The organism is Enterococcus sp. 7F3_DIV0205 (genome assembly GCF_002141365.2).
Lineage (GTDB): Bacteria > Bacillota > Bacilli > Lactobacillales > Enterococcaceae > Enterococcus_L > Enterococcus_L palustris.
Genome location: NZ_CP147244.1, coordinates 2,605,677 through 2,631,292, shown reverse-complemented (window position 1 = coordinate 2,631,292; position 25,616 = coordinate 2,605,677). Strand labels below are relative to the sequence as shown.

General features: G+C 36.8%; 22 protein-coding genes. 8 read left to right on the top strand and 14 right to left on the bottom strand.

Annotated elements, in window-relative coordinates; genetic code table 11:
* Positions 1–71: 71 nt before the first annotated feature.
* From A5821_RS12365 to A5821_RS12350, 4 genes are all read right to left on the bottom strand, one after another.
* Positions 72–551, bottom strand: a complete 480-nt coding sequence (locus tag A5821_RS12365; RefSeq protein WP_086314904.1) for a dUTP diphosphatase — start codon at positions 549–551, stop codon at positions 72–74.
* A 111-nt stretch (positions 552–662) separates the two neighbouring features.
* The gene (locus A5821_RS12360) at positions 663–2,030 is read right to left on the bottom strand and encodes a hypothetical protein (protein WP_010770352.1); all 1,368 of its coding nucleotides are present in this window, start codon (positions 2,028–2,030) and stop codon (positions 663–665) included.
* Positions 2,031–2,169: 139 nt separating this feature from the next.
* Complete coding sequence (locus A5821_RS12355) at positions 2,170–3,486, bottom strand: PTS sugar transporter subunit IIC (protein WP_170923034.1); 1,317 nt, start codon at positions 3,484–3,486, stop codon at positions 2,170–2,172.
* Between the two features lie 13 nt (positions 3,487–3,499).
* A complete protein-coding gene (locus A5821_RS12350; protein WP_010770350.1) occupies positions 3,500–4,117 on the bottom strand; it encodes a hypothetical protein in 618 nt (205 codons plus the stop codon).
* A gap of 43 nt (positions 4,118–4,160) precedes the next feature.
* Here A5821_RS12350 and A5821_RS12345 point away from each other — a divergent pair, with 43 nt between their 5' ends.
* From A5821_RS12345 to A5821_RS12320, 6 genes are all read left to right on the top strand, one after another.
* Positions 4,161–4,856 carry a MurR/RpiR family transcriptional regulator gene (locus tag A5821_RS12345; RefSeq protein WP_086314902.1) on the top strand — a complete coding sequence of 232 codons (696 nt, stop codon included), beginning with the start codon at positions 4,161–4,163 and terminating at the stop codon, positions 4,854–4,856.
* Positions 4,857–5,110: 254 nt separating this feature from the next.
* Positions 5,111–6,202, top strand: coding sequence for a 3-phosphoserine/phosphohydroxythreonine transaminase (gene serC / locus A5821_RS12340; protein WP_086314900.1), 1,092 nt, complete (start codon positions 5,111–5,113; stop codon positions 6,200–6,202).
* Positions 6,203–7,390, top strand: a complete 1,188-nt coding sequence (locus A5821_RS12335) for a phosphoglycerate dehydrogenase (RefSeq protein WP_086314898.1) — start codon at positions 6,203–6,205, stop codon at positions 7,388–7,390.
* The gene (locus A5821_RS12330) at positions 7,390–8,634 is read left to right on the top strand and encodes a DUF1015 domain-containing protein (protein WP_086314896.1); all 1,245 of its coding nucleotides are present in this window, start codon (positions 7,390–7,392) and stop codon (positions 8,632–8,634) included. Before A5821_RS12335 ends, A5821_RS12330 begins: the two co-directional genes overlap by 1 nt.
* 236 nt (positions 8,635–8,870) lie before the next feature.
* Positions 8,871–9,665, top strand: coding sequence for a glutamate 5-kinase (gene proB, locus A5821_RS12325; protein ID WP_010770345.1), 795 nt, complete (start codon positions 8,871–8,873; stop codon positions 9,663–9,665).
* A 22-nt stretch (positions 9,666–9,687) separates the two neighbouring features.
* A complete protein-coding gene (locus tag A5821_RS12320) occupies positions 9,688–10,935 on the top strand; it encodes a glutamate-5-semialdehyde dehydrogenase (protein WP_086314894.1) in 1,248 nt (415 codons plus the stop codon).
* Between the two features lie 57 nt (positions 10,936–10,992).
* Here the strand turns inward: A5821_RS12320 and A5821_RS12315 are convergent, their stop codons facing one another.
* The 9 genes from A5821_RS12315 to A5821_RS12275 form a co-directional block, all read right to left on the bottom strand.
* Positions 10,993–11,682, bottom strand: a complete 690-nt coding sequence (locus tag A5821_RS12315; protein ID WP_170923033.1) for a winged helix-turn-helix domain-containing protein — start codon at positions 11,680–11,682, stop codon at positions 10,993–10,995.
* A 40-nt stretch (positions 11,683–11,722) separates the two neighbouring features.
* Positions 11,723–12,331, bottom strand: a complete 609-nt coding sequence (gene lepB, locus A5821_RS12310; protein ID WP_086314890.1) for a signal peptidase I — start codon at positions 12,329–12,331, stop codon at positions 11,723–11,725.
* Positions 12,332–12,360: 29 nt separating this feature from the next.
* Positions 12,361–13,026: a hypothetical protein gene (locus A5821_RS12305; RefSeq protein WP_086314888.1), complete on the bottom strand. Its 666-nt coding sequence runs from the start codon at positions 13,024–13,026 to the stop codon at positions 12,361–12,363.
* 105 nt (positions 13,027–13,131) lie between these two features.
* Complete coding sequence (locus tag A5821_RS12300; RefSeq protein ID WP_086314885.1) at positions 13,132–14,199, bottom strand: DUF916 and DUF3324 domain-containing protein; 1,068 nt, start codon at positions 14,197–14,199, stop codon at positions 13,132–13,134.
* 91 nt (positions 14,200–14,290) lie between these two features.
* Positions 14,291–15,064 (bottom strand): WxL domain-containing protein, encoded by a 774-nt coding sequence (locus A5821_RS12295; protein ID WP_086314883.1) that lies wholly within the window; start codon positions 15,062–15,064, stop codon positions 14,291–14,293.
* Between the two features lie 28 nt (positions 15,065–15,092).
* Positions 15,093–15,884, bottom strand: coding sequence for a WxL domain-containing protein (locus tag A5821_RS12290; protein ID WP_086314881.1), 792 nt, complete (start codon positions 15,882–15,884; stop codon positions 15,093–15,095).
* 1 nt (position 15,885) lies between these two features.
* Positions 15,886–16,224: an LPXTG cell wall anchor domain-containing protein gene (locus tag A5821_RS12285; protein WP_086314879.1), complete on the bottom strand. Its 339-nt coding sequence runs from the start codon at positions 16,222–16,224 to the stop codon at positions 15,886–15,888.
* 16 nt (positions 16,225–16,240) lie between these two features.
* Positions 16,241–18,694: a lectin-like domain-containing protein gene (locus tag A5821_RS12280; RefSeq protein ID WP_086314877.1), complete on the bottom strand. Its 2,454-nt coding sequence runs from the start codon at positions 18,692–18,694 to the stop codon at positions 16,241–16,243.
* 336 nt (positions 18,695–19,030) lie between these two features.
* Positions 19,031–20,140, bottom strand: a complete 1,110-nt coding sequence (locus A5821_RS12275) for a tyrosine-type recombinase/integrase (protein WP_249921872.1) — start codon at positions 20,138–20,140, stop codon at positions 19,031–19,033.
* Between the two features lie 551 nt (positions 20,141–20,691).
* Here A5821_RS12275 and hisJ point away from each other — a divergent pair.
* Positions 20,692–21,519, top strand: a complete 828-nt coding sequence (hisJ, locus tag A5821_RS12270; RefSeq protein ID WP_086314874.1) for a histidinol-phosphatase HisJ — start codon at positions 20,692–20,694, stop codon at positions 21,517–21,519.
* Positions 21,520–21,568: 49 nt separating this feature from the next.
* Here the strand turns inward: hisJ and A5821_RS12265 are convergent, their stop codons facing one another.
* Complete coding sequence (locus A5821_RS12265) at positions 21,569–22,579, bottom strand: choloylglycine hydrolase family protein (RefSeq protein ID WP_086314872.1); 1,011 nt, start codon at positions 22,577–22,579, stop codon at positions 21,569–21,571.
* A gap of 202 nt (positions 22,580–22,781) precedes the next feature.
* Between A5821_RS12265 and A5821_RS12260 the strand changes: the two genes are divergently transcribed.
* Positions 22,782–25,418 carry a YfhO family protein gene (locus tag A5821_RS12260; RefSeq protein WP_086314870.1) on the top strand — a complete coding sequence of 879 codons (2,637 nt, stop codon included), beginning with the start codon at positions 22,782–22,784 and terminating at the stop codon, positions 25,416–25,418.
* The last annotated feature ends 198 nt before the right edge of the window (positions 25,419–25,616 follow it).

The following is a 25,616-nucleotide window of genomic DNA, read 5'->3' as shown; positions in this document are numbered from 1 at the left end:
TTTTACCATAGTATAGACACTACGACTAAGACTTCCCACTGTAAAATACGCAGTTCAGAAGTGTTTTTATCTTAGTTTTTACCTGAAGAGCCAAAACCGCCTGTACGTTCAGTTTCTACGTCATCAACATCCGCTAATAGAAACGGTTTAAAAATTCCTTGTCCGATTCGTTCGCCCTTTTCAATAACCATCTCTTCATAGCCGAAATTCAAAAATTGAAACATGATATGTCCTTCGTTGCCTTCGTTATTATAATAATCGCGGTCGATCACACCTACGCCATTGGCTAACATTAAAAAGCGCTTCAATGGGTTTGATGAACGGCTCACTAATTCTAAATACTCATTTTCAGCCATATACGCTTTGATTCCCGTTTTTACCAAGACTGGTTTTGGTGCTATGCCTTGTGCTTGTAATTGCCAAATACTTGGAACGACTACTGTTTCTGCAGCTTCAAAATCGTAACCTGCAGCGCCTTTTGTCGCACGTTCAGGAATCGCGATGCCTTGATCTTTATAATCCGTAATAATTTCAAATCCTCGTTGTTTCATCAAAAATCTCCTCTACTTGTAAACTATTTCTATTTTAACATACTAGGTTGATTCCCAGTTTAGTTTTATAGCATCTTTAATATTCTCTTGTGTTTTTTTAATGTTTACACATTAATTGGACTCATTTTGTTCATGTTTTACTACTTCGTAAAGGATAAAAGTAAAAAATAACATCAACCCAACGATACTAATTACATGAACATGCTCTACTAGTTGAAGTGCCGCTGGATTGTGGGTCCGATGTGCCGTGATCTGTAAAACTGTTTTAACGGGTAACTGTGCTTGTTTCGCTAATAACCATAAAACACTCATCAATAACAATTGATGGGTGACACTTCCTTTGGTTTGCGTGCTGTATTTCGTAATGATTCGTTGATCCTGAGGTAAAATCTCTTCTTGATAATACTGCTGATTCAAAAAATTACCTGTAGCACTTATGAAACAACTAAGAAGAAAAATACCAACTGGAAAAATCGGTCGAAATAATAACAAGAATAGTGACAAAATAAAGCCGCTCAGATGAACGATTTTGGGATCCACTTTAGGAAACAGACGATATAAAAATTTAATAACAAAAGCGGAACCAATGATTCCCAAAATATAAGGAACATATAAAGTAGCTGTAAGACGATCTATCCCTAAACGCAACGAAACATAAAACGTGCCAAAAAGCAGTAGAAAGTTCATACACATCCCATTAGCGAAGGTTAGCAAATTTAACCATAGTGGGAGTTTCCATATTTTTCTTTGACTGTTCAAATACCAGCCAGCGATTAAAAATAAAATAGAAAACCCGATGATCCCAACATCCAAGAGTTGTGGATCGAATAATAAACGGGCTGAACGGATAAATAACAACAGAACGAAGAAAAATAAAAATAAAAAGAACTCCTTGACCGATATCACTTGTTGATTGACTTCATTGAAATCAATTTCATAATCAGGATAATGTGTGACCGTATGGTAGGCCGCTATATACAGCAAAGTATACTCTCCTAAAACTAAAGGAATCCTCAACTCTTTCGTCAACATCAACGATGCGATCACACCACCGAATATTAGTAAGATAAAAAGATATTTTCTACCCGTCAAAGCAGAATAACCTTGCCGTTTTTCATGATAGTTAACAGTAGTATTCGCTGCAGGCAACCACGATGCACTAATCCCCAGTAAAACAGCTGAAAAAAGATAAGCCGGAAAATAAAATTGCCCTAATACGCCAATCAAACACCCCGCACCCCCGAGTAAAATCGAAATAATCAGCACATTAAAACTCGTCAATGCTAGTTTGAAGCTTTTTAACAAAAAGATCCCCGTCATCCGAAACGTATAAAAAAGGACAAAGGGTAAAATTCTCTCCATTGTGGTGCCATCACTTAAACTTAAAAATAGAAAATAAGGAATAAAAATAATTGTATTGGATAAAATAAATGGCGCAACTTGTAGGAAATTGCGGGCTAATTCTTTTACTTTAGACATCGATCAGTCTCCTTTAAAACAGTTTGTTATGTTGGTAGTCTACCACGTTCATGAGAAAAGTGAAATCAATCACCCAACTAAAAAAAGTCGATCACATAAACTATGCAATCGACAATTTTTTAAATCTATACTTCCATTCCTACAACACTTCATCCACTAATTTCGTTTGATTTTTTTCAAATACTTTAAAGAATGGATAATAGACAACAATACTCAAAATAACTAAGAAAACATAGAAAACAATATTGCGCCAATCCATCGTAGCCAAATACGCTTGAGCAAAAAATGGTGTGAAAGACGGATCAACAATAAATCCTAGCGAAATCAAGCCGATTTTTTGTGCAAAGTACGTTAGAAACAGTGAAATAATTGGCATAATCAAAAATGGAATCCCTAAAATCGGATTAAAAACGATCGGCAGACCGAAAATAACTGGTTCATTGATAGAACAAATTCCTGGCACAAACGAAAGTTTCCCAATCGTACGATATTGAGGAACTTTACTAAACATCATTAAAACCACTAAACCTAATGTATTGCCTGCACCACCTAAAACAGAAATCCGAAACATCTGCAAGTTCATCAAATGCGTCATCGCTTCACCTGCGGCAGCTTGTTCTGCATTCAGTCCTGTTTGAGCTACGCCCAACGTAAAGACAATTGGAAAAATAATCGATGAACCATTGATACCAAATAACCAGAGAACATTTCCAAGTGTTACGATCAGCAATAACCCGCCTAAACTTCCTGCAATGTTGACTGCTGGTGTTAGTACAGACATGACTGCATCAGGAAACGTTTTATCAATCATACCTAAAAACACCAAATTCAATCCATAAAATAAGATAATATTCGTCAACAGCGGAATCAACGTATTAATAAACGTCACAACCATCGGCGGTACTGTATCAGGCAGCGAAATTTTGATATTTTTCACTTCAAAAAAACGGCTGACTTCAACAACTAAAAGACCTAAAATAATTGCCACAAACAACCCGTTCGTCCCTAAATAAGCAAGAGAAATCGTACCATCTTTGACAGGCGTACAAACAAGTAAGTAGGTCACCATACTGACCATACCATTCATTGCAGCGTTCAGTTTGTATTCATTTGATAATGAATACGCAATCCCAAAGACACTAATTAATCCAATGATTCCCATCGTTAAGTTATATGGAGCTGTAATCATATCATAATTGGCCACAGCGAATTCTTTCCACGCAGCTAAAAACTTCATAAAGACTCCAGCCTTCGCTGGATCATACTGATCTATATTGATGGGCGGATTGGCAAAAATCAAGAAGAATGAACCAATCACAATAAATGGTAAGCCAAACATCATTCCAGTTGAAACAGCTTTAAGATGGCGCTGATTGCCAATTTTATTTGCAAACGGACTTAAAATGTCATTCAATCGATTTACCATAGAACCTTTAGCGCTCGCAGATTTAGTCATGAGAAGCTCCTCCTTAAACTTGCCAAGAATTAAATTCAAAAGCCGATTCAACGACTTCATTCGGGTCATAGCGATCAATGATTTTTGCATATTCTTCTTTGTAGTTATTGGTTACTTCAGCTTGCGGAATAACGAGACTTGCTTCATTCAAGAAATGTTTTGAATCTCGCCCCATTTCTTTACCACGTGTTGTATGTTTATCTAAAGCGATATCTGGAATCTCAGGTACATGTCCCATTGCAAAACTTTTGATCACGATATTTTTCAATAAATCGGAAGAACGATCTTTTTCAGATTGGCATAGGTAACGGATCGCATGGAAAAAGAACATGGCACGATCAGATTCATTATATTGAAACTCTTTACGCATTTGGTTTAAATTATTGACCATGATTGCAGCTTGATCATTCCCCATTCCAATATCTTCTACTGAAATTGCTAGTAATCTGCGCCATAATTTTTCTTCAAACTGAGGAGACGTGATATACATTTCATACGCAAAATCACACGCTGCACGCTCATTGCCTCGACGGATCGATTTTTGCAGTGCAGAGACAACTTCGTCCCCATTTAAATTATTTCTGGTTTTAACTCTTGCCCACGGATCATTGATATATTCTTGTTCTGTCATGTTATAATACTCCTAACTAAATTGATTTTTAAGGGTGATTCAAGTGAATATCGATAGTCTTGCTGAAAAATACCAATTGAATAAAACCGAAATCCAAATTTTACGATATATGGCCGATCATCGGCAGGAATTGAAAAATTTAGGTATTCGGGAAATTGCCAAACAAAGTTTTGTTTCAACCGCAACCGTGATCAATATGGCGAAAAAAATGAATTTTACAGGCTACAGTGAACTTGTTTTTTACATCAGTGAATTCAACCTCAACCAAGAACGTCTTGAAAAACATGACGTGATCAAAGCATATGGCAATCATTTTTTAACTCTTATGAAAAAATATCAGGATAAAAACATCATGATTTTAGGTTCTGGTTTTTCACAAAATTTAGCAAATTACTTTTCTGAATACTTAAATCTTTACGGATTTAGAGCCACTTCAAATAGTCATTTAGAATTTTTAAGAGAAAGTCATAAGAATGATGTATTACTGATTTTCATCAGTAATTCTGGTAATACTGGTAGGATGTTTGAACTCGCAGAAATCGCTCAGACTAATGAGTTGGAAAGCATCTGCTTTGTTGGTAGTGAGCAATCTGCAATCAGTAAACTTTCTACACTTTCTATCAGTACAAATACCTACTCTAAAAGCTCCCATCAAGATTTCTATCCTCAACTATTTTTTGGTACAGTTCTAATCCAATTTGAATTATTAATGAGTTACACACTTCAAAACTTACAGTAGAAGAACGATTCGGCCGATGTCTCTTCATGACGTATTATAGTAAATAAAAACACTTATAAGAAGCGCTTTCAACCAAATATGAACATGTTTACTAATTTATAAACATGTTTGTTTTACTCAAAATGAAAATCTCTGTGAAAAATTTTACGAAATTTACTTTTAATCTTTTTTTAATTTAAGCTTTCTGTTATAATGGTTTTCACATTTACTATACAATAGTAGATGAATGATCATATCAAAGGAGAGATAGATGTATGAAAACTGTTTACAATTTTTCAGCTGGTCCCGCCGTTTTACCTAAAAGTGTATTGGAAAAAGCACAATCCGAATTGGTGAATTACGAGAACAGCGGCATGTCCGTGATGGAGTTGAGTCATCGTTCCTCCCTTTTTGAAACGATCATTGAAAATGCCGAAACTTTACTCAGAGAATTGATGAAAATTCCTGATAACTATAAAGTGCTCTTTTTACAAGGCGGCGCTAGTATGCAATTTACGATGGTTCCGTTGAATTTAGCACAAAATAAAAAAGCCTTATATGTCAACACTGGTTCTTGGGCAAAAAAAGCCATTAGTGAAGCGAAAAAAATCAAGAATGTTGACGTTCAAGTAATTGCTTCAAGTGAAGATAAAAATTTCACGTATATTCCTGAAATCAGTAAAGAAGACATCCCGCAAGATGCAGCCTATGTCCATATTACGACGAACAACACCATTGAAGGTACGACAATTTATAACCTCCCAGACACAGGTGAGGTGCCGCTTGTCGCAGATATGTCTTCTAATATTTTATCGATTGATTATAATGTGGCTGATTTTGGCTTAATTTACGCGGGAGCACAAAAAAATATTGGTCCAGCAGGACTTACTGTCGTTATCGTTCGTGATGACTTGATCGGTCAAGCCGATGTTCTCAGTGCCATGTTAGATTACGATATCCATGCGAAAAACGGCTCAATGTACAATACACCGCCGACATACAGCATTTACATGGCAAAGCTTGTCTTTGAATGGATCAAAGAACAAGGCGGTGTCTCTCAAATGGAAAAACAAAACAAAGAAAAAGCAGCGATTTTGTATGATGAAATTGATTCATCTACTCTATTTTCTTCACCAGTAAATCCAAAAGACCGCTCGATCAACAATATTCCTTTTATTACTGGCAGTGATGATCTAGATAAAAAATTCAATCAAGAAGCCTTAGCAGCAGGATTCCAAAATTTAAAAGGTCACCGTTCTGTAGGCGGTATGCGTGCAAGTTTATACAATGCCTTTCCAAAAGCTGGCGTTCTCGCTTTAGTTGACTTGATGAAAAAATTCGAAGCAGAAAATGGAGGAACAAAATAGATGTACGATATTAAAACATTCAATGCTATCGCCCCAGTTGGTTTAGCACGCTTCAATGAAGAAAATTTTACGATCAACAAAACGGAAACACCTGACGGTATCATCTTACGTAGTGAAAAACTCCATGAGTATGATTTTCCTGCTTCTGTTTTAGCTGTTGCTCGTGCAGGTGCGGGGACGAATAATGTTCCAGTCAAACAATGCACAGAAGACGGCATCGTTGTGTTTAATACACCAGGTGCCAATGCGAATGCTGTAAAAGAGCTAGTAATCGCTTGCTTACTTTTATCTGTCCGCCCAATCTTAAAAGGCTCTAACTGGGTTCAAACATTAACAGGTCCTGACGCTGAAGAACAAGCTGAAGCACAGAAAAAACAGTTTGCCGGCACAGAATTAGAAGGTAAAAAATTGGGTGTGATCGGTTTAGGTGCAATCGGTGCGATGGTTGCCAATGATGCCTATCGTTTAGGAATGGAAGTGACAGGTTTTGATCCTTTTGTTTCCGTTGATACTGCTTGGAGTATCTCACGTCGTGTCAAACGAGCACAAAGTATGGAAGAAGTTTTGAAAACCTGTGACTTCATAACTGTTCATGTTCCTTTGTCTGAAAATACTCATCATTTGATTGGCAAAGAACAATTAGCGCAAATGAAAAAAAATGCCGTTTTGCTTAACTTTGCTCGTGGTGAACTAGTCGAAACAGACGCTGTGATCGAAGCCTTGGCCCAAGAAGAAATCAGCAATTTTGTTACTGACTTTGCCGATGAACGTCTTTTGCACAATGAAAAAGTCTTAGTTCTTCCTCACTTAGGCGCATCAACTGAGGAAGCGGAAATCAATTGTGCCAAAATGGCTGCTCGTACTCTGAAAAAATTTCTAGAAACTGGGAATATCAAACGTTCTGTTAATTTCCCAACTGTGGAAATGGCCTTCAATTCGCCATTCCGTTTCACGATCATCCACAGAAATGTTCCCAATATGTTAGGACAAATTTCAACTGGCATTGCCAATTTAGAGATCAATATCGATACAATGATCAACCGCAGTCGTGATGATTATGCCTATACGATCGTTGATATTTCTGAAACAGATGAAGCCAAAATCAATGCTGCTGCTGAGAAAATTCAAGCCGCAGAAAACATCATCCGAGTACGGACGATCAAAAATACTGAGGCGGTGAGTTATTAATGGTTATGATCCACCCATTTAAAAGCATTCGACCAGCATCTGAGTTTAGTGACAAAATCGCGACATTACCTTATGATGTTTTAAATTCTGCAGAAGCGCGTGAACTTGGTGAAAATAATCCTTATTCTTACCTTCACATCGATAAAGCCGAAATCGATTTACCTGAAACCCTTTCGCCTTATGATGATCAAGTTTATGCAAAAGCTGCTAGTAATTTACAAGCTTTTTTACAAAAACAATGGTTGGTTCAAGATGAACAGCCACTCTTATATCTTTACGAATTAACAATGAATGGACGCGCTCAAACAGGTCTTGTCACGTGTACTTCAATCACTGATTACACAAAAGGTAAAATCAAAAAGCATGAATTTACCCGTCCAGAAAAAGAAGTCGATCGCATTCGCCATATTGAAGCATGCGATGCGAATACTAGCCCGATTTTTTTAACCTACCGTAAAAATGAACAGATCCAAACGCTGACAGATGAATGGAAAAAATCACATGATCCAGTCTATGATTTCACTAGTTTCCATGAAGTCACACACCGTGTTTGGCTTATAGATAAACCAGAAGTGATTGAACAACTCGTGACAACTTTTGCTCAAGATGTGCCCGCTTTATACATCGCTGATGGTCATCATCGTACAGAATCTGCAGTAAAAGTTGGACAAAAGAAAAAAGAGGCTCAACCTAATGCAACTGATACAGCGGAATTTAACTATTTCTTATCTGTCATTTTTCCGAAAGAAGAATTAGAAATTTTAGATTATAACCGTGTCTTGAACGTACCGATCGAAGCAGATTTCTTTAAGCATTTGGAAACGAATTTTACAATCACCAAGACAGACACTGGAAAACCTACCCAAGCAAAAACGTTTGGCATGTATTTAGACGGGCAGTGGTTTGCTTTAACGGCTAAAGACACGATTTTATCTGATGATCCAGTTGATGGCTTAGATGTTTCTTTACTTCAAAATCATGTATTTGCAGCGATTTTCGATATTCAAGATGTCCGTACAGATAAACGAATCGATTTTGTCGGCGGCATTCGCGGCATGCAGGAATTAGAACAACTAGTGGATAGCGGTCAGTGGTCAGTCGCTTTCGCTGTTTACCCAACAACCATGGATGATTTATTAAATGTTGCGGATGCAGGTAAAATCATGCCGCCAAAATCAACTTGGTTTGAACCTAAATTATTGAGCGGATTATTTGTTCATGATTTAGAGACAAAAGACCTATAAAGCTGTAAAATAGAAGAATAAAATCTAAGCTTGGACAAAAGCCAAATTTTTGTCCAAGCTTTCTTGCAAATAAACGGAAAAGGCTAGATAATAGCCTTATCTAAAATAATCGAAAACGGCTATCTAGAAGCAGCTCTTTCGGAAATAAGCTAAAAAACACAACAAAGGACGCGTTGATGTTGCGCATTCTCAGAGCTAAACGCTTCTATCTAAGCCTCTAATAAGTGAGGTCAACCATGCGAAAACAATTAAAAGAAGCAAAACGAATCGTCATCAAAGTTGGGACCAGTACCTTGATTTATCCCAACGGCAATATCAATTTAAGCGCCATCGATCAATTGGCGTTTACCTTATCCGATTTGCGTAACCAAGACAAAGAGATCATCTTAGTGTCATCTGGTGCGATCGGTGTTGGCTTAAATAAGTTAAACATGGACAAACGACCCCCGACCATTCCAGAACAGCAGGCAGTGGCAGCAGTGGGACAAGCGGAATTGATGAACATTTACAACCAACGCTTTTTGACTTACAGCCAGCAAATCGCCCAATTATTATTGACTAGAGACGTGATCGAATATCCTGAAAGCCGCCAAAACGTAACGAATACAATTGAACAATTGCTACAAATGGGCATTATTCCCGTCATCAATGAAAATGATACTGTGGCAATCGACGAATTGGATCATCTGACAAAATTCGGCGACAATGACCAATTATCGGCAATCGTAGCCCAACTGATCCAAGCAGATGCCTTGATTATGTTATCTGATATCGATGGTTTCTTTTCTGATAATCCAAATACTAATAAAGACGCAACTCTGTTCTCCGAAATCAATGAAATCAATGACGAGCTTTTACAATTAGCTGGTGGCAAAGGCAGTCGCTTTGGAACTGGTGGCATGTACAGTAAATTAAAAGCAGCAGAACGTGTATTAGAGCATGATGGCGCCATGATTTTAGCAAACGGACAACAACCAAAGATCATATTTGATATTTTAAATGGTGAAATGATTGGTACGTTATTTATTTAACTCAAAAAAGGAGGAACGTTTCATGACTGATTTAATACAACTAGGCAAACAAGCAAAAGAAACAGCTTATCAACTAGGCTTGATGGACACAAAAACAAAAAACGATTTATTACTGCACATGGCGGATGAACTGGAAAAAAGCACTGCTAAAATATTACTAGAAAATCAAAAAGATTTAGATGCAGCCAAGGAAAATGGGATTACAGATGCGATGTTGGATCGTTTGCGTTTAACAGATGAACGAATTAAAGAAATGGCGGACGGTATTCGCCAAGTGGCCACTCTCCCTGATCCAATCGGAGAAGTCGATAAAATGTGGAAAAATGAAGATGGCTTGATGATCGGCAAACAACGTGTGCCCCTAGGCGTGATCGGCATCATCTATGAATCACGTCCAAATGTGACGACAGATGCAGCAAGTCTTTGTTTTAAAACAGGTAATGCTGTGATTTTACGTGGCGGTAAAGAAGCTTTCCATTCAAATCAAATCCTTGTATCCGTTTTACAACAAGCATTGAAACAAAACGATGCTTCTCCTTTGGCAATCCAGTTTGTCGATGACACTTCTCGGGAAACAGCGCAAAAATTGATGAAATTAAATGATTATCTAGACGTTTTGATTCCTCGTGGCGGCGCTAATTTGATCAAAGCAGTCTTAACAACTGCAACTGTTCCAGTGATCGAAACAGGAACTGGTAATTGTCATGTGTATATCGATAAAGACGCTCAATTAGAGATGGCAACAAATATCATCGTCAATGCTAAATGCCAACGTCCTTCTGTTTGTAACTCAGCAGAAACATTATTGATCCATCAAGAAGTAGCAGCAGATTTCCTACCGGTTATCGAAAAAGCCCTGAATGAATATAATGTGGAATTACGAGCGGATGAACGAGCACTAGCGCTTTTTGAGCAGTCAATTCCAGCCACTGAAGAAGACTGGGAAACTGAGTTTAACGACTATATTTTAGCTGTTAAAGTGGTTGATTCTTTAGAAGAAGCCATCCAGCATATCAATCGCTATAACACCAAACATTCTGAAAGTATCATTAGTGATAATTATTTTGCTACGCAACAATTTTTACAGCAAGTTGACGCAGCCGCGGTTTACGCTAATGCTTCGACTCGTTTTACGGATGGTTTTGTTTTTGGCTTTGGAGCTGAAATCGGGATCAGTACACAAAAATTACATGCACGCGGTCCAATGGGCTTAGCTGAACTGACTTCTACGAAATATATTGTTTATGGAGATGGCCAGTATCGGAAATAACTAAAAAGCGTAAATCTTAAATACTGAGATTTACGCTTTTTTATGATTTCTATTTCTTCAAACATGCAGTACATACCCTTTTGACCGTACTGTTCGAATCGTATCTGATGACCCCACCTCTTGTACAAATTTTTGTCGAATATGGAAAATCAAATTACTGATGCGGTAAAATTTACGATCCTTACTTTCTTCTCCATCCCAAATCACTTGATACATTTCTTCATAAGTGACTGTCTTACCTGCATTTTTAAACAATAAATCCATCGCTTTATACTCAAGATTCGTCAATTGGACTTCTTCATTTTCATTTATAATGACACTTCTATTTCGATGGTTCAACACAAATCCATCACAATTATTTTCTTGAATTGTCTGTTCAGGTTTTGACTTTTTCATTGTTTGTTTACGCTTTAATGCGTTATCTATAATCAGTAGCCACTCTTCTAACTTTAAGTTTTCGGTCTTTACCCCGTCTGCCCCAAGTTTTAAATAAACCATTCGATTCATCTCAATTTGAAAAGTAGACCAAACCCAAATCAGCGAATCCGTTTCATTTTTCATTTGTATCAACTGACCACATATTTCTCCAACTTGCTCCAAGCTATTTTCTAAAAAAACAATTAGGTCACAGAAGGTCTTTTTCTCATTATCTATCTGAAACAATTCCCAGTTATCTGGAATAATCGTTTGTAACTGTTCCCAGTCCGATGTTCCACCTGCAAAATTTACTACACCAATACGATACATGTCGATCCCTCCAATAGAATTTTTGTGATTCATAGCCATATCAATAGGTGTTCATTTGATAAAATGGCCACCAGCGTAATTTTACATTACCGATCATCGCTCGTTCATCAACCAGTCCATAGTAACGGCTATCCGTGGCATAATGACGATTATCGCCGAGCACAAGATACTTTCCCTTTGGAATAATACCATTAGTTGTTCCTATAATATCTATCGAATCAAAGTCCTCAGTAATGACTTCGTTAGCTAATTGGGCTTGCACTAACTTTTTCTGCAAAAAACGCTCAATTACCAATCGATCATCAATATAAAGTTCATCATTGTGATATCTTATCCGTTCTCCAGGCAAACCAACGACCCGACGAATCGAAGTGCCATTTCCGTCTGGCTGGTCAAAATAAATCAATGAAAAACGCTTAGGTTTTCCAATCCGATCAACATACACACGGTCTCCATCATTTAGCGCATCCCGCATACCATATCCTTCATTTTTAGGTAGCGTAAAAATAACTTTAGAAAGAAAAAGCATGAGTAATAACAGAATCAAAAAAGTTAGTCCTAGCTCTTTACTTAATTCTTGAAGATGCTGTTTTTTTCTATTTTTCTTCCTTTTCTTTTTCCTATTTTTCGCTATTCTTTTACTACTCATACAGCTTCACAGCCATTCCCTAAACCCTTTTATTTCTTTTGCTTTAAAGCCGTCTCATTCACGTTAAAATACGTAAAAACTTTTTTCTGGCTTGTTTGTATTTTTTTTATATCTGCTAGGTAATTTTCATACGTTGTTTTTTCCTGAAGACTTTCCACCGACTGGTTATTCAAATTTAGACCTAGCTCTTTCATTTGTGCATAATAACGATTTAACAATTGCTGCCCTTCTACTGTCAACCTCGGATCCGCATATCGAATTCCAAATCCAGATAATTTTGCAGCCAATTCTCGGACATTCTTTCTCGCCTTCTCAATATTTGATGTTTCTTGCGTTGATGCTAATTGTTCTGATGTTTTATTTAACAAATAATACCCTTCCACAATTCCGTCCGAGTCACGATCCCCTAAATTTGTCGCTTGGTGATAACGAGAAAACACAGCTCCGCCTGCTAAAGCCACTCCTAAAAGTAAGAACATCATGCCTAAGCGAATTTGCTTCTTGCCTTTTTTCATCAACATACGTGATTTCTTTTTAAGAATCCTGCGCTTTTTTTTATTTTTTGGTCGAAGTTGTTTTAATTTTAGTCTCTCTTTTTTTGTTAAAAATGAAGAAATTAAAAAAACACTTGCGAAAATAATACAGAGGATAGCCGTTGAAAGTATCCCAATGAATAGCCAATCTAGTATCGACATTTTTCTATCCCCCAGAGATCGACAGTTTTAGCAATGGTCTGCTTTAGTTCTGCCTTTTTTTTGGATCACTAAACAACGTCGTTGATTGAACGTTGTAGTATTACATTATCTTTTTTTAATACTTGACTTCTTTTTCTTTCTAGCTTTTTTCTTGTTCTTTTTTCTAAAAAAGCGAACTGCAAAAAATATAATGACCGTGATTCCTAATACACCTAACACAATAAAAATGATTGTAATCCAATTTATACGACTCTCTTGCAGTAGACTGACATCTTCTTGGTTAAATTTATCGGCTTCTTCATCGGTGATTTTAAATTCTTGTTCCCAGTCCCACTTTCCATTGTTTTCAGTCGTGACTAAAATATGCGCACGATAATCGCCTGCAACCATTTTTTCGCCATTCATCAAAATCGGAAAATTGATTTGTGAGTTAGGGGCCATTCTCATTTTATTTTGCTTGGTATCATATAAAACTTCGTCTGAACCCTTTTTCATGATTTGAACATCGACTGTCATATCATCGATGTAGACAGGTTTTGTATTTGAATAATTGATAAAAACTGCATTTCGATAATTCTGCTGTTCAGCGAATACTGTATTAAGTTTAAGTTCTGGTTTTATTGCCGTATCAGTTTCCGTTAAAATCATGCCGACTAAATAGCCATATTCATTTTTGATCATGGCTTCTTGGCTTTCAGTTTGCCCTTTTTGAATCATATAGATTCCGCCAGAAATAACCCCATCGTATTGGGAATCCGGCATTTTTATGTTTATTTGGTAATCAATACTTTGGTTTGCTGGAATTTTAACTGTTTTTTCGCCCTTTACTAGATTGGCAAAATCATATTTTAATGATTTATCTTTTTCTAGCTTTGAAGGGCCGTATTCTATGACACCATTTGTATTGGTTTTAGCGCTATTTAGTGCAACTTCTACGGTGATTTCTTCGGAGGAGCTATTATTCATTTTGATCGTGACCGTTTGCTCCTGACCTGGTGTCATTCGTAAGTCAAAATAGCCGACTTCTTTATTATGTTGATTTTCAGGCTGAATGACTTTGTACGTGAAACCACTGCCGTCATCTTCTGCAGCTAATCCTGTTGTGGATAGAAAGATACTGTTCATCCCTATGTATAGAATAATTGCTAGCCACGTTAAGAAATTTTTTTTCATGCCATACTGCCTTTCTTTTATATGAGAACAAGAACGCCACTAATGACGGACTTGTTCTCATTCTTGATTTTATTTTTATGTCTTGCTTAGATTATCTTGCGTCAGCGATCGTCCAAGTAATTGTTGAAGAATAGCCGCTGCTTGTTGACAATTTATTGCCTGCTGAAGGAACCCATAATTTTACAGAATCCGCTTCAGTACTATCAGCCTTATCTCCAAATTGTAGGATAAATTGACCGAATCCTTTGTCTGCTGCATCTTGTGTTACAAAAGTTGTTGGTGTTGTGCCATCTGTTTCAACAACTTGCGTTGCAGGAACGCCAGCCGCGTTCACTTGATTTTGATCTGCTGCATTGATCAGTTTCACATTACCAAATTTTAATTGCGCTGATTTTAATTCTTGTTTTTCTGTATTGGTAAATTTTGTCGCTTTTGCTGTTAATGTGTGTTTGTTTGGTTGGTTATCTGCACGTGTATCTTTGAATTGTACAAAGTTTGGACTAATTACTTTTGTACCATCTTTATAGACAACTTCAGCAGCTTTCGCTGTATATTCCCACCCATTACCAGAAGCTGGTGTTACTTTATTGTCGCCAAAATTCAAATCAGTAAGCGCAATAACTTTTAACGGTCCTTTAGCTGGATTGACTGGTGGTTCTGTGATTGGATTTTCAGGATCGACCGGTTTTGTTGGGTCTGTTGGATCAACTGGCTTGTCTTCTCCGTCATCTTCACTAAAGTTGATTGTTCCTTTTCCGCTCCAATTTAATGGATCCTCTGCTGCCTGTACAGCATTTGGTAATGCAACTGCTGCTCCTAATACTGCTAATAGTGTTGCTGCGCATAATTTGTGTGTTAATTTCATGTGTGTTTCCTCCTAGAATTTGGTTGATTTATGGTAGCTCGGATAAAATCCAAGTTAACACCGTTTGGTAGTTGCCTGGTTCTTTTGCTGCTTTACCAGGTACAAATAAAGAAATCGCTTGGTTTTCATAGATTGGTTGATTATTGAACGTTGGATCTGTGATTGGATTGTTTTTTTCATCCAATTTTGGCTTCAATGTATCTGCTCGTTTTTTATCATTGTTCACAGATGCGCCAAAGATGATCGACCATGTTCCCTCACCCATATTTGGTTTGGCTTCAGCTAAGTTATAGACTTCTCCTATATTCAACAGTCGAATAACTTCTTTAGAAACTGTTGGAGCCGTTTTAGGATCATTCATTGAATTTGCCCATGATTGGTCAAACGACAAAACAGCTCCCTTTAACTCTTTACTTTTAGCTAAGTGATTTTGAAACTGAGTCTCTTGCTTTAGCTGTAATGTCCAGCCTGGACTGTCGTTTCTAAAATCAGATACTTGAATAAAATTCCCTCTCGCTCCCGTGTCGTCTTTAAATAACTGTGCATTTCCATAATACGTTTGATCTTGATCAGAAATCGCTGCTTCCCAAAAATTGATTTGAGGAACAAAATCAAATCGTAATAGACGATCTGTATTAGGGCTTTCCCCAGGATCAGCTGGCTTTTCTGGGTGTTCAGGGTCCATCACTTGTATTGGATGTTTTCCATTAAATTCAATCGTTCCCTCGCCTGAATAATCAGTTGCATCTGCTTTGACAGATACTGGACTTGCAAATAGAGCCAGTAACAGTAGAAAGCCGCTGAATCGTTTTCTCTTCATCTCAATCACGCTCCCCTTTCAGTGTTCTTCTCTTCTTCCAAAAGAAAAGAAACAGTGCTAGTAGACTTAGCGTAACTCCCGTGAAAAGTAAACTGATTTTTATTAAATCTCCTGTATTTGGCAATCGACCCGTCGGTTTTTTCTCTTTGTTTGACGGTTCATTATGCGTGGAATCACTTGTCTGCGGTGTTGAAGGATCCGTTTTTTGAAAAACAATCCCAGCATTTGTTTGTACCTGTCCACCTTCTTCAGCTGCCCAGCCCTCGTTGATTGTACCGAAAGACACGGCTAGAAAAATCAAAGGAGTTAGAATAAAACGAATAATTCGATGCTTTTTCATGACAGTCTTCCCTCCATTAATAGGCTTCTTCTATTTGCCAAGTCAGTGTCGTTTCATATTTTCCTACTTGTTTAACAGAACCGACTGGAACATTCAAACGTAGTCCTTGTTTTTCAGGTCCCCAAGTTTCTTCACTAATATCATATTTTCCAGTGGTCTGGTGTTTTGAACGAAAGACTTCTTGAGCATCGGTAGAAATTACTTTCTCGCCCGTCGTTGTCTGGTAGCTTAGGGCGTTTGGTAGTCGATGTGACGGGTCCCCTGGAATACTAAAATCTTGTGACTGTTTCAACGTGATTTTCCATGTGCCCAATGTTGAGCGATTGTCCCAAATAACTAAATGTTGATCATAATTTGGGTCGTTGAATTTTTTATTTTTCCCACTCACTTTTTGGTCACCGAAATCAATCGCATTCGGTGCGGATTCAATAAACAAGGTTCCTTTAAATGTATATTTACGAGTCACGCCTTCTGGAACGATCAAGAGATTTTTTTCATCTAATGGTGGCGTGTCTAATACATAGTTCAATGCTTTGACTGCTTTAAGTTTTTCGATGACTTGAGCATTTTGACTTAGATCGATCCGCTCCGAAATCGTTGCTTCAAAAGATAAATCATCCACGATCGGTTGGTTATTTTCATCCACAAAGGCGATTTTTACCGTAGCAAAGCTTTGGATAATCGTAACCTTGATCTTTTTATCTACTTTAGTGTTCCCACTGCCATAGGAAGCAGTCACTTCATACACCCCTGCACCTGCGAGTTCAGGTGGTTTCGGTAACGTCCCTATCGACAAGTTCAATTGACTTTTATCGATTAAATCAGCGGATAGTTCGTTATACTGCCATAGTTTTAACTCTGCTTTTTCCCGAATTAGTCCCAGCAGGTCTTCCTCTGTTTTAGGATAGTCTTTTGCAGCAACGTCGAAGTCCTTACCAAATATAATGTATTGACTACTTTTGGCTACTTCTTGATTTTGAACAAAAATCGGGATCTTCACATCACGCGCATTGCCTTTTTCATCAGTAAGAGTAACTTGAAAACTGCTAGGACCAACTGTCTTAACAACACTTTCAATATCCTGCCCCGCTTTTAACGTGATTTTTATTTTATCTTTGGGTGAAAAATCATCTTCATAGTGCAATAGAAAAGTACTATAGTCAGAAGCGTCTGATATTGCTTTGGAATCTCCCGCATCAATAAACGTTAATTTACCGAATCCAATTGGAGCCTCAAAGTCGTACGTTATATCATATGAAGCATCTTTCCCTGAGATAATATTTTTAGCAACCGCCTGTGCTGTTAGTGTCAACTTTGTATCATTAGTCACTTTAGTATCTTTCACTTTAAACTGAATATCGACGATCGGATTCGTTGCTGATAAATCTTTGGATAACGGAATTGCTAGCTCATTATTGATATACGTCGGGGTTGCAGGAACACCATTTAAAAGAAGTGTGCCTTGTTGGTATACTTGATTTGGTGACAAAGCAAACTTGAATGTTGGTTGAATCATGTTTTGTTTACCGCCTGTATATTGCCCTGAATAGTGTACTGTCACCTCAGAATCTTGTGTGATACTTTGAATTTTTTTTCCTTCAGTATTCATAAACTCAACATTTTCGGTGTAATTTACCAATCCAGGTACTGATTTAAATGCAACCACAGCTTTTTCAGACAAGGCACCCGTTGAACCAGTAAATCCCCAATAAACGCTATCTGTGCCAAACGTATCTCTGGAAATAGGTACTGAAACTGAAGCTAAATCACCAAATGTATACGTTAAATTCCCAACATTGCTTGCATTCCAAGCAGTCCATTGAATCTTTAACAAACGCCATTGCCCGTCTCCAAGCTTAAATGTCGGATATTGCAGACCTGAATGATTAATTCCAGTAATTGAAGTAGACGGACTTTTGTACTTATAAGAAGAAAGTTTGTCTGGAAAAGAATACGCAATATGCCCTTTATCTGAGTTTTTATTTAAGCCAGAGTCATAACTATCACCGTTGAAATACGTATCAAATTCGATTGCAAAACTATTTTTTAATTGCTTGCCTCCGACTTTGTTAGGTGAACCATAAACAACTTTATCACCATAAATCGACAATCCAGATCCGACTAATCCAGAAAAATTAGCAATTTTATCAGGATCATTATGCATCACATAAGCAATACCGTCCGCATCGCCATCAATGTATATATACATTTCAGAGTAAAAGTCTTTTGATAGATCCATTTTATTTTGCTCTGTAGAAAAAATACTCCCAATTTGACTCACTTTTTTATCCGTGATTACGACATTATTTCCTTCAACATAGCTGTTTGCTCCTTTGGGTGTCACAAAAATCTGGTCCAAGGGAACACTTTGAGGGGCATCAACATAACCTAATGCCTCGGCTTTTAAAGGAATGCACACTAGAGTAAAAACTATCGCTGTAAAAATAAGTTTTTTTACTTTGTTTAACATCTTCTATTTTCACCTCCTTTCAACTGAGGTGCTTTTCGTTTTAAGCATGACAAATAAACCTGCCTTAATCAGAATAATTGACTTCATTGGGGGTCTTTGATTTAATGAACAAAAGATTCTTCTTTTTAAATGAAACGAGAAATAAGACGGGTTTCTCTCTATTTTTAAGGATTCTTATCTCTACTTGACGATGAATTTGACGGCGGTAAAAAATAAACTTTTCTCTAGGTCCATCGTATTTTAGTCATTGGTTTTGAACATTAAAATAACAATCGTTATTTAATAAGCATGGATTTCTCTACTATAAAATAAGAAAAAACGAAATTTTTCCTATTTTTATAAACAAGCTAGCTTATCAATAGCCGCTCTCTGCTCTTCGAAAAACGAATTTGTATACGTATCTAACGTCAATTTTATTGATGAGTGCCCCAACAATGAGCTGATAGCTGCAATATTTACCCCTAATTCCACACAGCGCGTTGCAAAAGTGTGGCGTAACGCATGGAAAGGGACATTGAATAATCCTAACTTCTTTTTAATCTGCTCAAATCGATAACTAACTGTTCTAGGCTCAATCGAACGAGAGCCACTTGTCACAACAAAGTCAGAAGTTGCCCGCTCTTTACACTTCAATAACGCATTTTTCACTTTTAGAGAAAGAGGGATCAATCGATTAGCATTTGCCGTCTTTGGTGCAGTTTCAACGATTTTAGTTCGTTGATTTGATGTTTTTGGCATAGCGATCCGCTGTTTTGTTCTACGAACACGTAAAACTGCTTCCTCAAAATCGATGTCTTCCCATTTCAACGCACAAATTTCTCCAATACGCATTCCTGTTTCCAACGCTAATAAAACAGGCAATCCTTTGTCTGTTTTTAAACTTTCTATTTCTACTGCTTTTTGTTGGTTACGTGTCAAAGCTTGAATTTTTTGCTTGGTGATTTTAGGCAACATCGTCCGTTCACAAGGATTCAAATAAATGTATCCTCGTTCTCTAGCTGCTTCAAAACAGCTTTTAACAATTCGAAAAACAATCTGAATGGAACTTGCTGATAGTGATTTAGAGAGTCCTTTAACTACTTGATCCATATCAGATGCTGTGATTTTTTTCAAACTCCGCTGGCCTAGAAATGGAAAAATATGTATTTGAAGATTGTTGCTATAACTAGCGTATGTACTCTCTTTCAATTTCATTGCCATGATATCGTTTAACCAAATGTTAGCCCAATCACCAAAAGTACCTTGAAACTCTTTTGCTGATTTCAAATAAAACAACGCTGTTTGTGCTTTTCGTTCAATTAGTTGCTCTTTTACAGAACGATAGGAACGTGCATAGATATAACCATAATGAATCGTTCCATCTGCTTTACGACTTTTAGGATAACGACCTTCCCAACGTCCATCTTTTCTTTTATAAATATTTTCGCCCTTAGCCAAAATAATCAAATCCTTTCTCCCAAATTTGACGGCGGGATTGACGGCGGTAAAAAATAACCCATCTTCCCTTGATAAATCACCTTATTTTCATTTTTTTTAATAAACTCTCAAAAAATTGAAAAAACAAAACATTATTTTCTATCAATAACCTATTGATTTATTTCAAATAAACCAATACAATACACTTATGATTAAAGATATTTTTCTCAAATAAAACTATTTCTCGTTTCATTTAAAAAGCAGAAATAGTTTATTTTTTTCTATAAAAAACTCCTTTATACTGATTTCTCCCGATAGATATATCACTATAAAAAGAAGATTAATTATACTTTTTCGATATTTTATTTTCAGAAAAACAATTAAAATAAATCTATAACAATGATTATATAACAAAAAAATAATGATTAAAGTTTTAATTTTAAAAAATATTTACTCCTAAAATTCATGGCGCCATGATTTAATGTCTCAATAAATACTAATACTAGGGTAAAAGATAATAGACATAAAACACATTATACGATAGCCTATAGATTAACTATACGAATGATAGGAGGGACCTCATGAAACGTGATGGTCATACCCACACAGAATTTTGTCCACATGGAAAGGTTGAGGATACAGAATTACTGATTCAGCGTGCAATCAGCCTAGGCTTTAAAGAATATAGCATCACAGAACATGCACCTTTACCTACAGGCATAGAAAAAACGGTAGCTGGAGATCCCAATGTGTGGACAACTGCTTCAATGGCGCTAAATGATGTGGATAACTATTTCAAAAGGATGAATGAATTGCGGAAAAAGTATGCTTCTGACATTATTATTCACATTGGATTTGAATTGGATTATTTTTCAGCATTTGAAGGTTGGACTCGTGATTTTTTAGCTGAATACGGACCACAAACAGATGATGGAATTTTATCTGTTCACTTTCTTGAAGGGAAAGATGGATTACGTGGAATCGACTACTCTTTTGAGGAATATAAGAGTGGCATTGTTGACTATTTAGGTAGCTTTAAAAAAGCTCAAAAACATTACTACCAAAAGCTTTTAGCTTCTTTAGAAGCAGACCTTGGTCCTTTTAAACCTACACGTTTAGGTCATATTTCTTTGTGTCAAAAATTCGAACGTTCCTTTGACGAATCTACTGATTACTCTTTTGAAAATCAAGAACTTGTCCACACCCTTTTAACTCGTGTGCAACAGGAAAAATACAGCTTAGATTTAAACACTGCTGGATTTTATAAACAGGGTTATCAACAGAGTTATCCACAGGTGTGGATAACTAAAAAAGCTGCTGCATTAGGGATTCCTTTTATTTATGGATCCGATACTCATGCATTAGCTGAGGTTGGACAAGGGTATGAGAAAATTAAACAATGGCTTTAAAAAAATACTAAGATTCGCAGCGATATTGCTCACGAATCTTAGTATTTTTTTAATTCAATTCTTCATATTGCGGTGTTTTCACTAACTCATAGCTCTTGATCCGATCACCATTTCCAGCAACTTCATCAAAGTGAATGGTTTGGATCGTAAAATTATCATACATCTTCACATACAGTTGCTTTTTACTTAAATCATAGACAGAAGTATATTGGGTATACTGACGGTCTTGTCCTTTTGGCGCGTCCAGTTTGATGACTCCTTTGACGATATCAGATGTGGATAAAAGGTGAAAAGCTTTATTGATGCTTTCTTTTTCCACAACTGGATCACTAAATTTCAACAAATAGGCTGCTCGGACAAAACGCGAAGTGGCTGTGTAATCTCCAGGAATACCATGCATACCAGAACCTTTGCCTGCTGACAAAACTTTATGATCGTGGAATAGTACATCTTTTGTATTTGCATCAGATAATCCTGTATAGTTTTCCAAATTGGTCATATGCCAATCAAATTTAGGACTATTCGTCATCACACCGATTGGATTTTCATATACAGCAAAGTCCAGCTTTATTGAAGGCTCAACCACAATCGTACGACCAGCAGCATCTGTAAACATAAAGTGCTGTGGCAACCCGGGAGCTTTGCCATTCATTGAAAGATCAGCAATCGCCACTGTGGAAATCTTTTCTTCTACTTCCTTTGTATCCTTACAATTTGCTAATACCCAAAAAACAAATTGCTCTGCTATCAGCGGTAATTTTCCAGCATTTTTGATTTCTTCAATAGTTGAATATCGATTAAACTCCGCAAAATATTGCGTAATTCCTCCAAGTCCCCATTCATTAACGCCGTCGACCACACTTTGAGCAGCTTTTTCTTCGCTTTCCTTGATGCCCATCCCTAATACTGAATAAAGCGTCCGCCATTTCTCAATACTTTCTGTGATTTCAAATTTTTTAGGAATTTGTACGCCAACATAATCAAAATCAATATTGTATTCCTGCGTTCTTCCTAAATAATGACTTCCTTCTATTGATTTCAAACTAATACCTGTACACATAACGATCCCTCACCTTCCATAATAATCATTTTATACCATTCATTATACACACGTTATTATAAAAACAACCAATTAAATTATTTTTCCAATTTATCCATTTAGAAACCTTTCGATTTTCTTTAATTTTTTCTTTCTGACAATCAATTTTTCAATGGATATGCTAAACTATATATATCCTATTTATTACGTTGTGAGGTTGATTATGAAGAAAAAAATACAGGCGTTTACTAAAGAAAACTGGCCTTATATGACCGCCAGCTTTTTCATTCCTTTTTTTATAATGGTCATTATTTATTTAAGTATCGGCATTTATCCTGGTAGCAGCCGTAGTGTGATGGCGAGTGACTCCTTTTCGCAATTTTCCAACTTTCATGCTAGTTTCAATAATGTGCTGCACGGTAAACAAAGTATTTTTTATACTTGGAATGCGTCACTAGGATTAAATTATCTTTCATTGATTTCCTATTATCTTGGTGGACTTTTTACGCCACTGGTCATTTTCTTTAAAAACCAAAATATTCCTGATGCTCTGTATTTGATTACCTTGCTGAAAATTGGTTCTGCTGGTTTAGCTTTTTGGGTGTTTGCTAGAAATACCTATAAGATACCAAAATGGGGCCATGTCATGCTTAGTGTTCCATATGCTTTGATGTCGTTTGCTACAGCTCATTCAGAAATCATTATGTGGTTAGACGCGTTTACTTACCTACCATTGGTTATTCTAGGGATTCATCGTCTGATGGATGAACGAAAACCAACACTCTTATTTGTAAGTTATCTGCTGTTATTTATCTCGAATTTTTACATGGGCTTTATGATCGGTGTCTTCTCTTTCCTATACTTTATCGCCCGAATGTTGACGAACTGGAAAGTGTATAAAAAGCGGATTCTGCCTTATGGGATCACCTCTCTTTTAGCAGGTGGCGCTTCGATGATTTTAGTATTACCTGCGGTCCTTGATCTAAGAGCAAATGGTGAAACCTTGTCTCAAGTGACTCAATTTAAAACGGAAGCTACAGCCTTTTTGGATATCGTCATGAAAAATATGGTTGGTGTTTATGACACGACCAAATACGGCTCGATCCCCTTTATCTATGTAGGGTTACTTCCTTTGATTTTCTGTGTCTTTTACTTTGTCACAAAAGAAATTCCTCGGAAAAACAAACTGTTATTCGGCAGTCTCTTTATCATTTTGATTGCTAGTTTTTATATCACACCATTAAATTTATTTTGGCACGGTATGCATGCACCAAATATGTTCTTGTTCCGTTATAGTTTCCTTTTTTCTTTCTTAGTGGTAATGCTGGCGGGATATGGGTTTGAGAAATTCAAAACCGATGATTTAGGTCTCTTAGCAGGTTCCACGATCATGCTGATTGCGATTTTTGCTTTAGCGGAAGGAGCGAAAAGTGCTACAAGTTATGACTATATCCCTATTTCAGCCTTTGTTATCACTGCTTTATTTTTACTGCTATACCTTGCTGGAATCGTTTTTTATCAATTGAAGAAAATACCGATGCATTATTTGATCATCTTACTGTTATTACTTGTTTCAACGGAAGCCTTTATCAATACAAATTCGATGTTAAAAGGGATTTTAGAGGATTGGAATTACGCTTCTCGCAGTCTCTACTCAGAACCATATCCATCCATTAAAAAACTAGTGGATAAAACGAAAAAGGAAAATGATGAATTTTACCGTTTGGAGAACTTAAATCCTGTTTCTTCTAATGATAGTATCAATTATGGTTATAGCGGTGTCAGCTTGTTTTCTTCTATCAGAAATCGTCATTCCTCTTCTTATTTAAATGACTTAGGTTTCCGCTCTAGAGGAACTGGTTTGAACATTCGCTATCCAAATAATACCTTGTTAATGGACTCTCTTGTTGGCATCAAATACAATATTTCAGAAAGTGATCCATTAAAATTCGGCTTTTTCCCAATCGATAAAGCAGGTAAATTTTCACTATACGAAAATAGCAATGCCTTGCCTTTGGGCTTTTTAGCTGATAATGATATTTATAACGTCAAACAACCAACGAATGATAATTTAAGCAGTCAAACTGAATTATTCAATGCATTAGCTGGTCAAAAAGAAGATTATTTCAAATTTTATCAACCAACACTGATTGATAAAAAGAATGTCAAAATCGAACAAAATGCTGGTTCTGTGACATATAAGGAACTGCAAAATAATGTCGCTAAAGACCTGACTTGGACAGTAGATGTACCTGCAAACACGCAAGCGTATCTTAGTTTGTTCCCAACCGATTTTGGACAATTAGAAAGTTCAACTGCCACAATATCTGTAAATGGGACTAGTCAAAAGTCTCAAATCAATATTACTGGTCAATATTACAATATCGGCTATTATGATAAACCGACTAGCGTTACGTTTACAGTTAGTTTCTATGGAACAACGGCGGTCAGCTTTATGGAGCCAAAAGTAGTTGGAATGAATACAAAAGCCTTTGAAAGTTCCGTTCAGGCAATTCAAGCTAAAGGTGCTGATTTAACAGCTAAAGGACGTAAAGCAGTCGGAACCGTGACTGCTGACAAAGATCAAGTCCTCTTGACAACCATTCCTTATGACAAAGGATGGAAAGCCTATGTAGACGGGAAAAAAGTACCAGTTCAATCCTTTAAGAAAGCATTTGTCAGCATTCCTGTAACACAAGGTGAACATACGATTGAATTTGTTTATTTACCTGAAGGATTTGTTCCCGGTGTAATTTTGTTTTTTGTTTGTATTGGCGGATTTGTTGTTTATGTACGATTCACGAATAAACCAAAACTGGCATTAGTAAAACCTGCTAAACGTAAACGTAGAAAACGTTAAATCGATCTTGTACGAAACTAGCTTTCCCTTGATAGCTCTTCAGATAAAAAAATATTTGAGAATCACAGGGCTAATGAAGCGCAAGTATAGTAACTAACCCGCTGGAGAAATCAGAGTCTCTGGCGGGTTTTCGTAATCTGACGATCCATATACTTGAGGTGGGAACAGAAGTATTTAATCCCGAGAAAGTAAGAATGG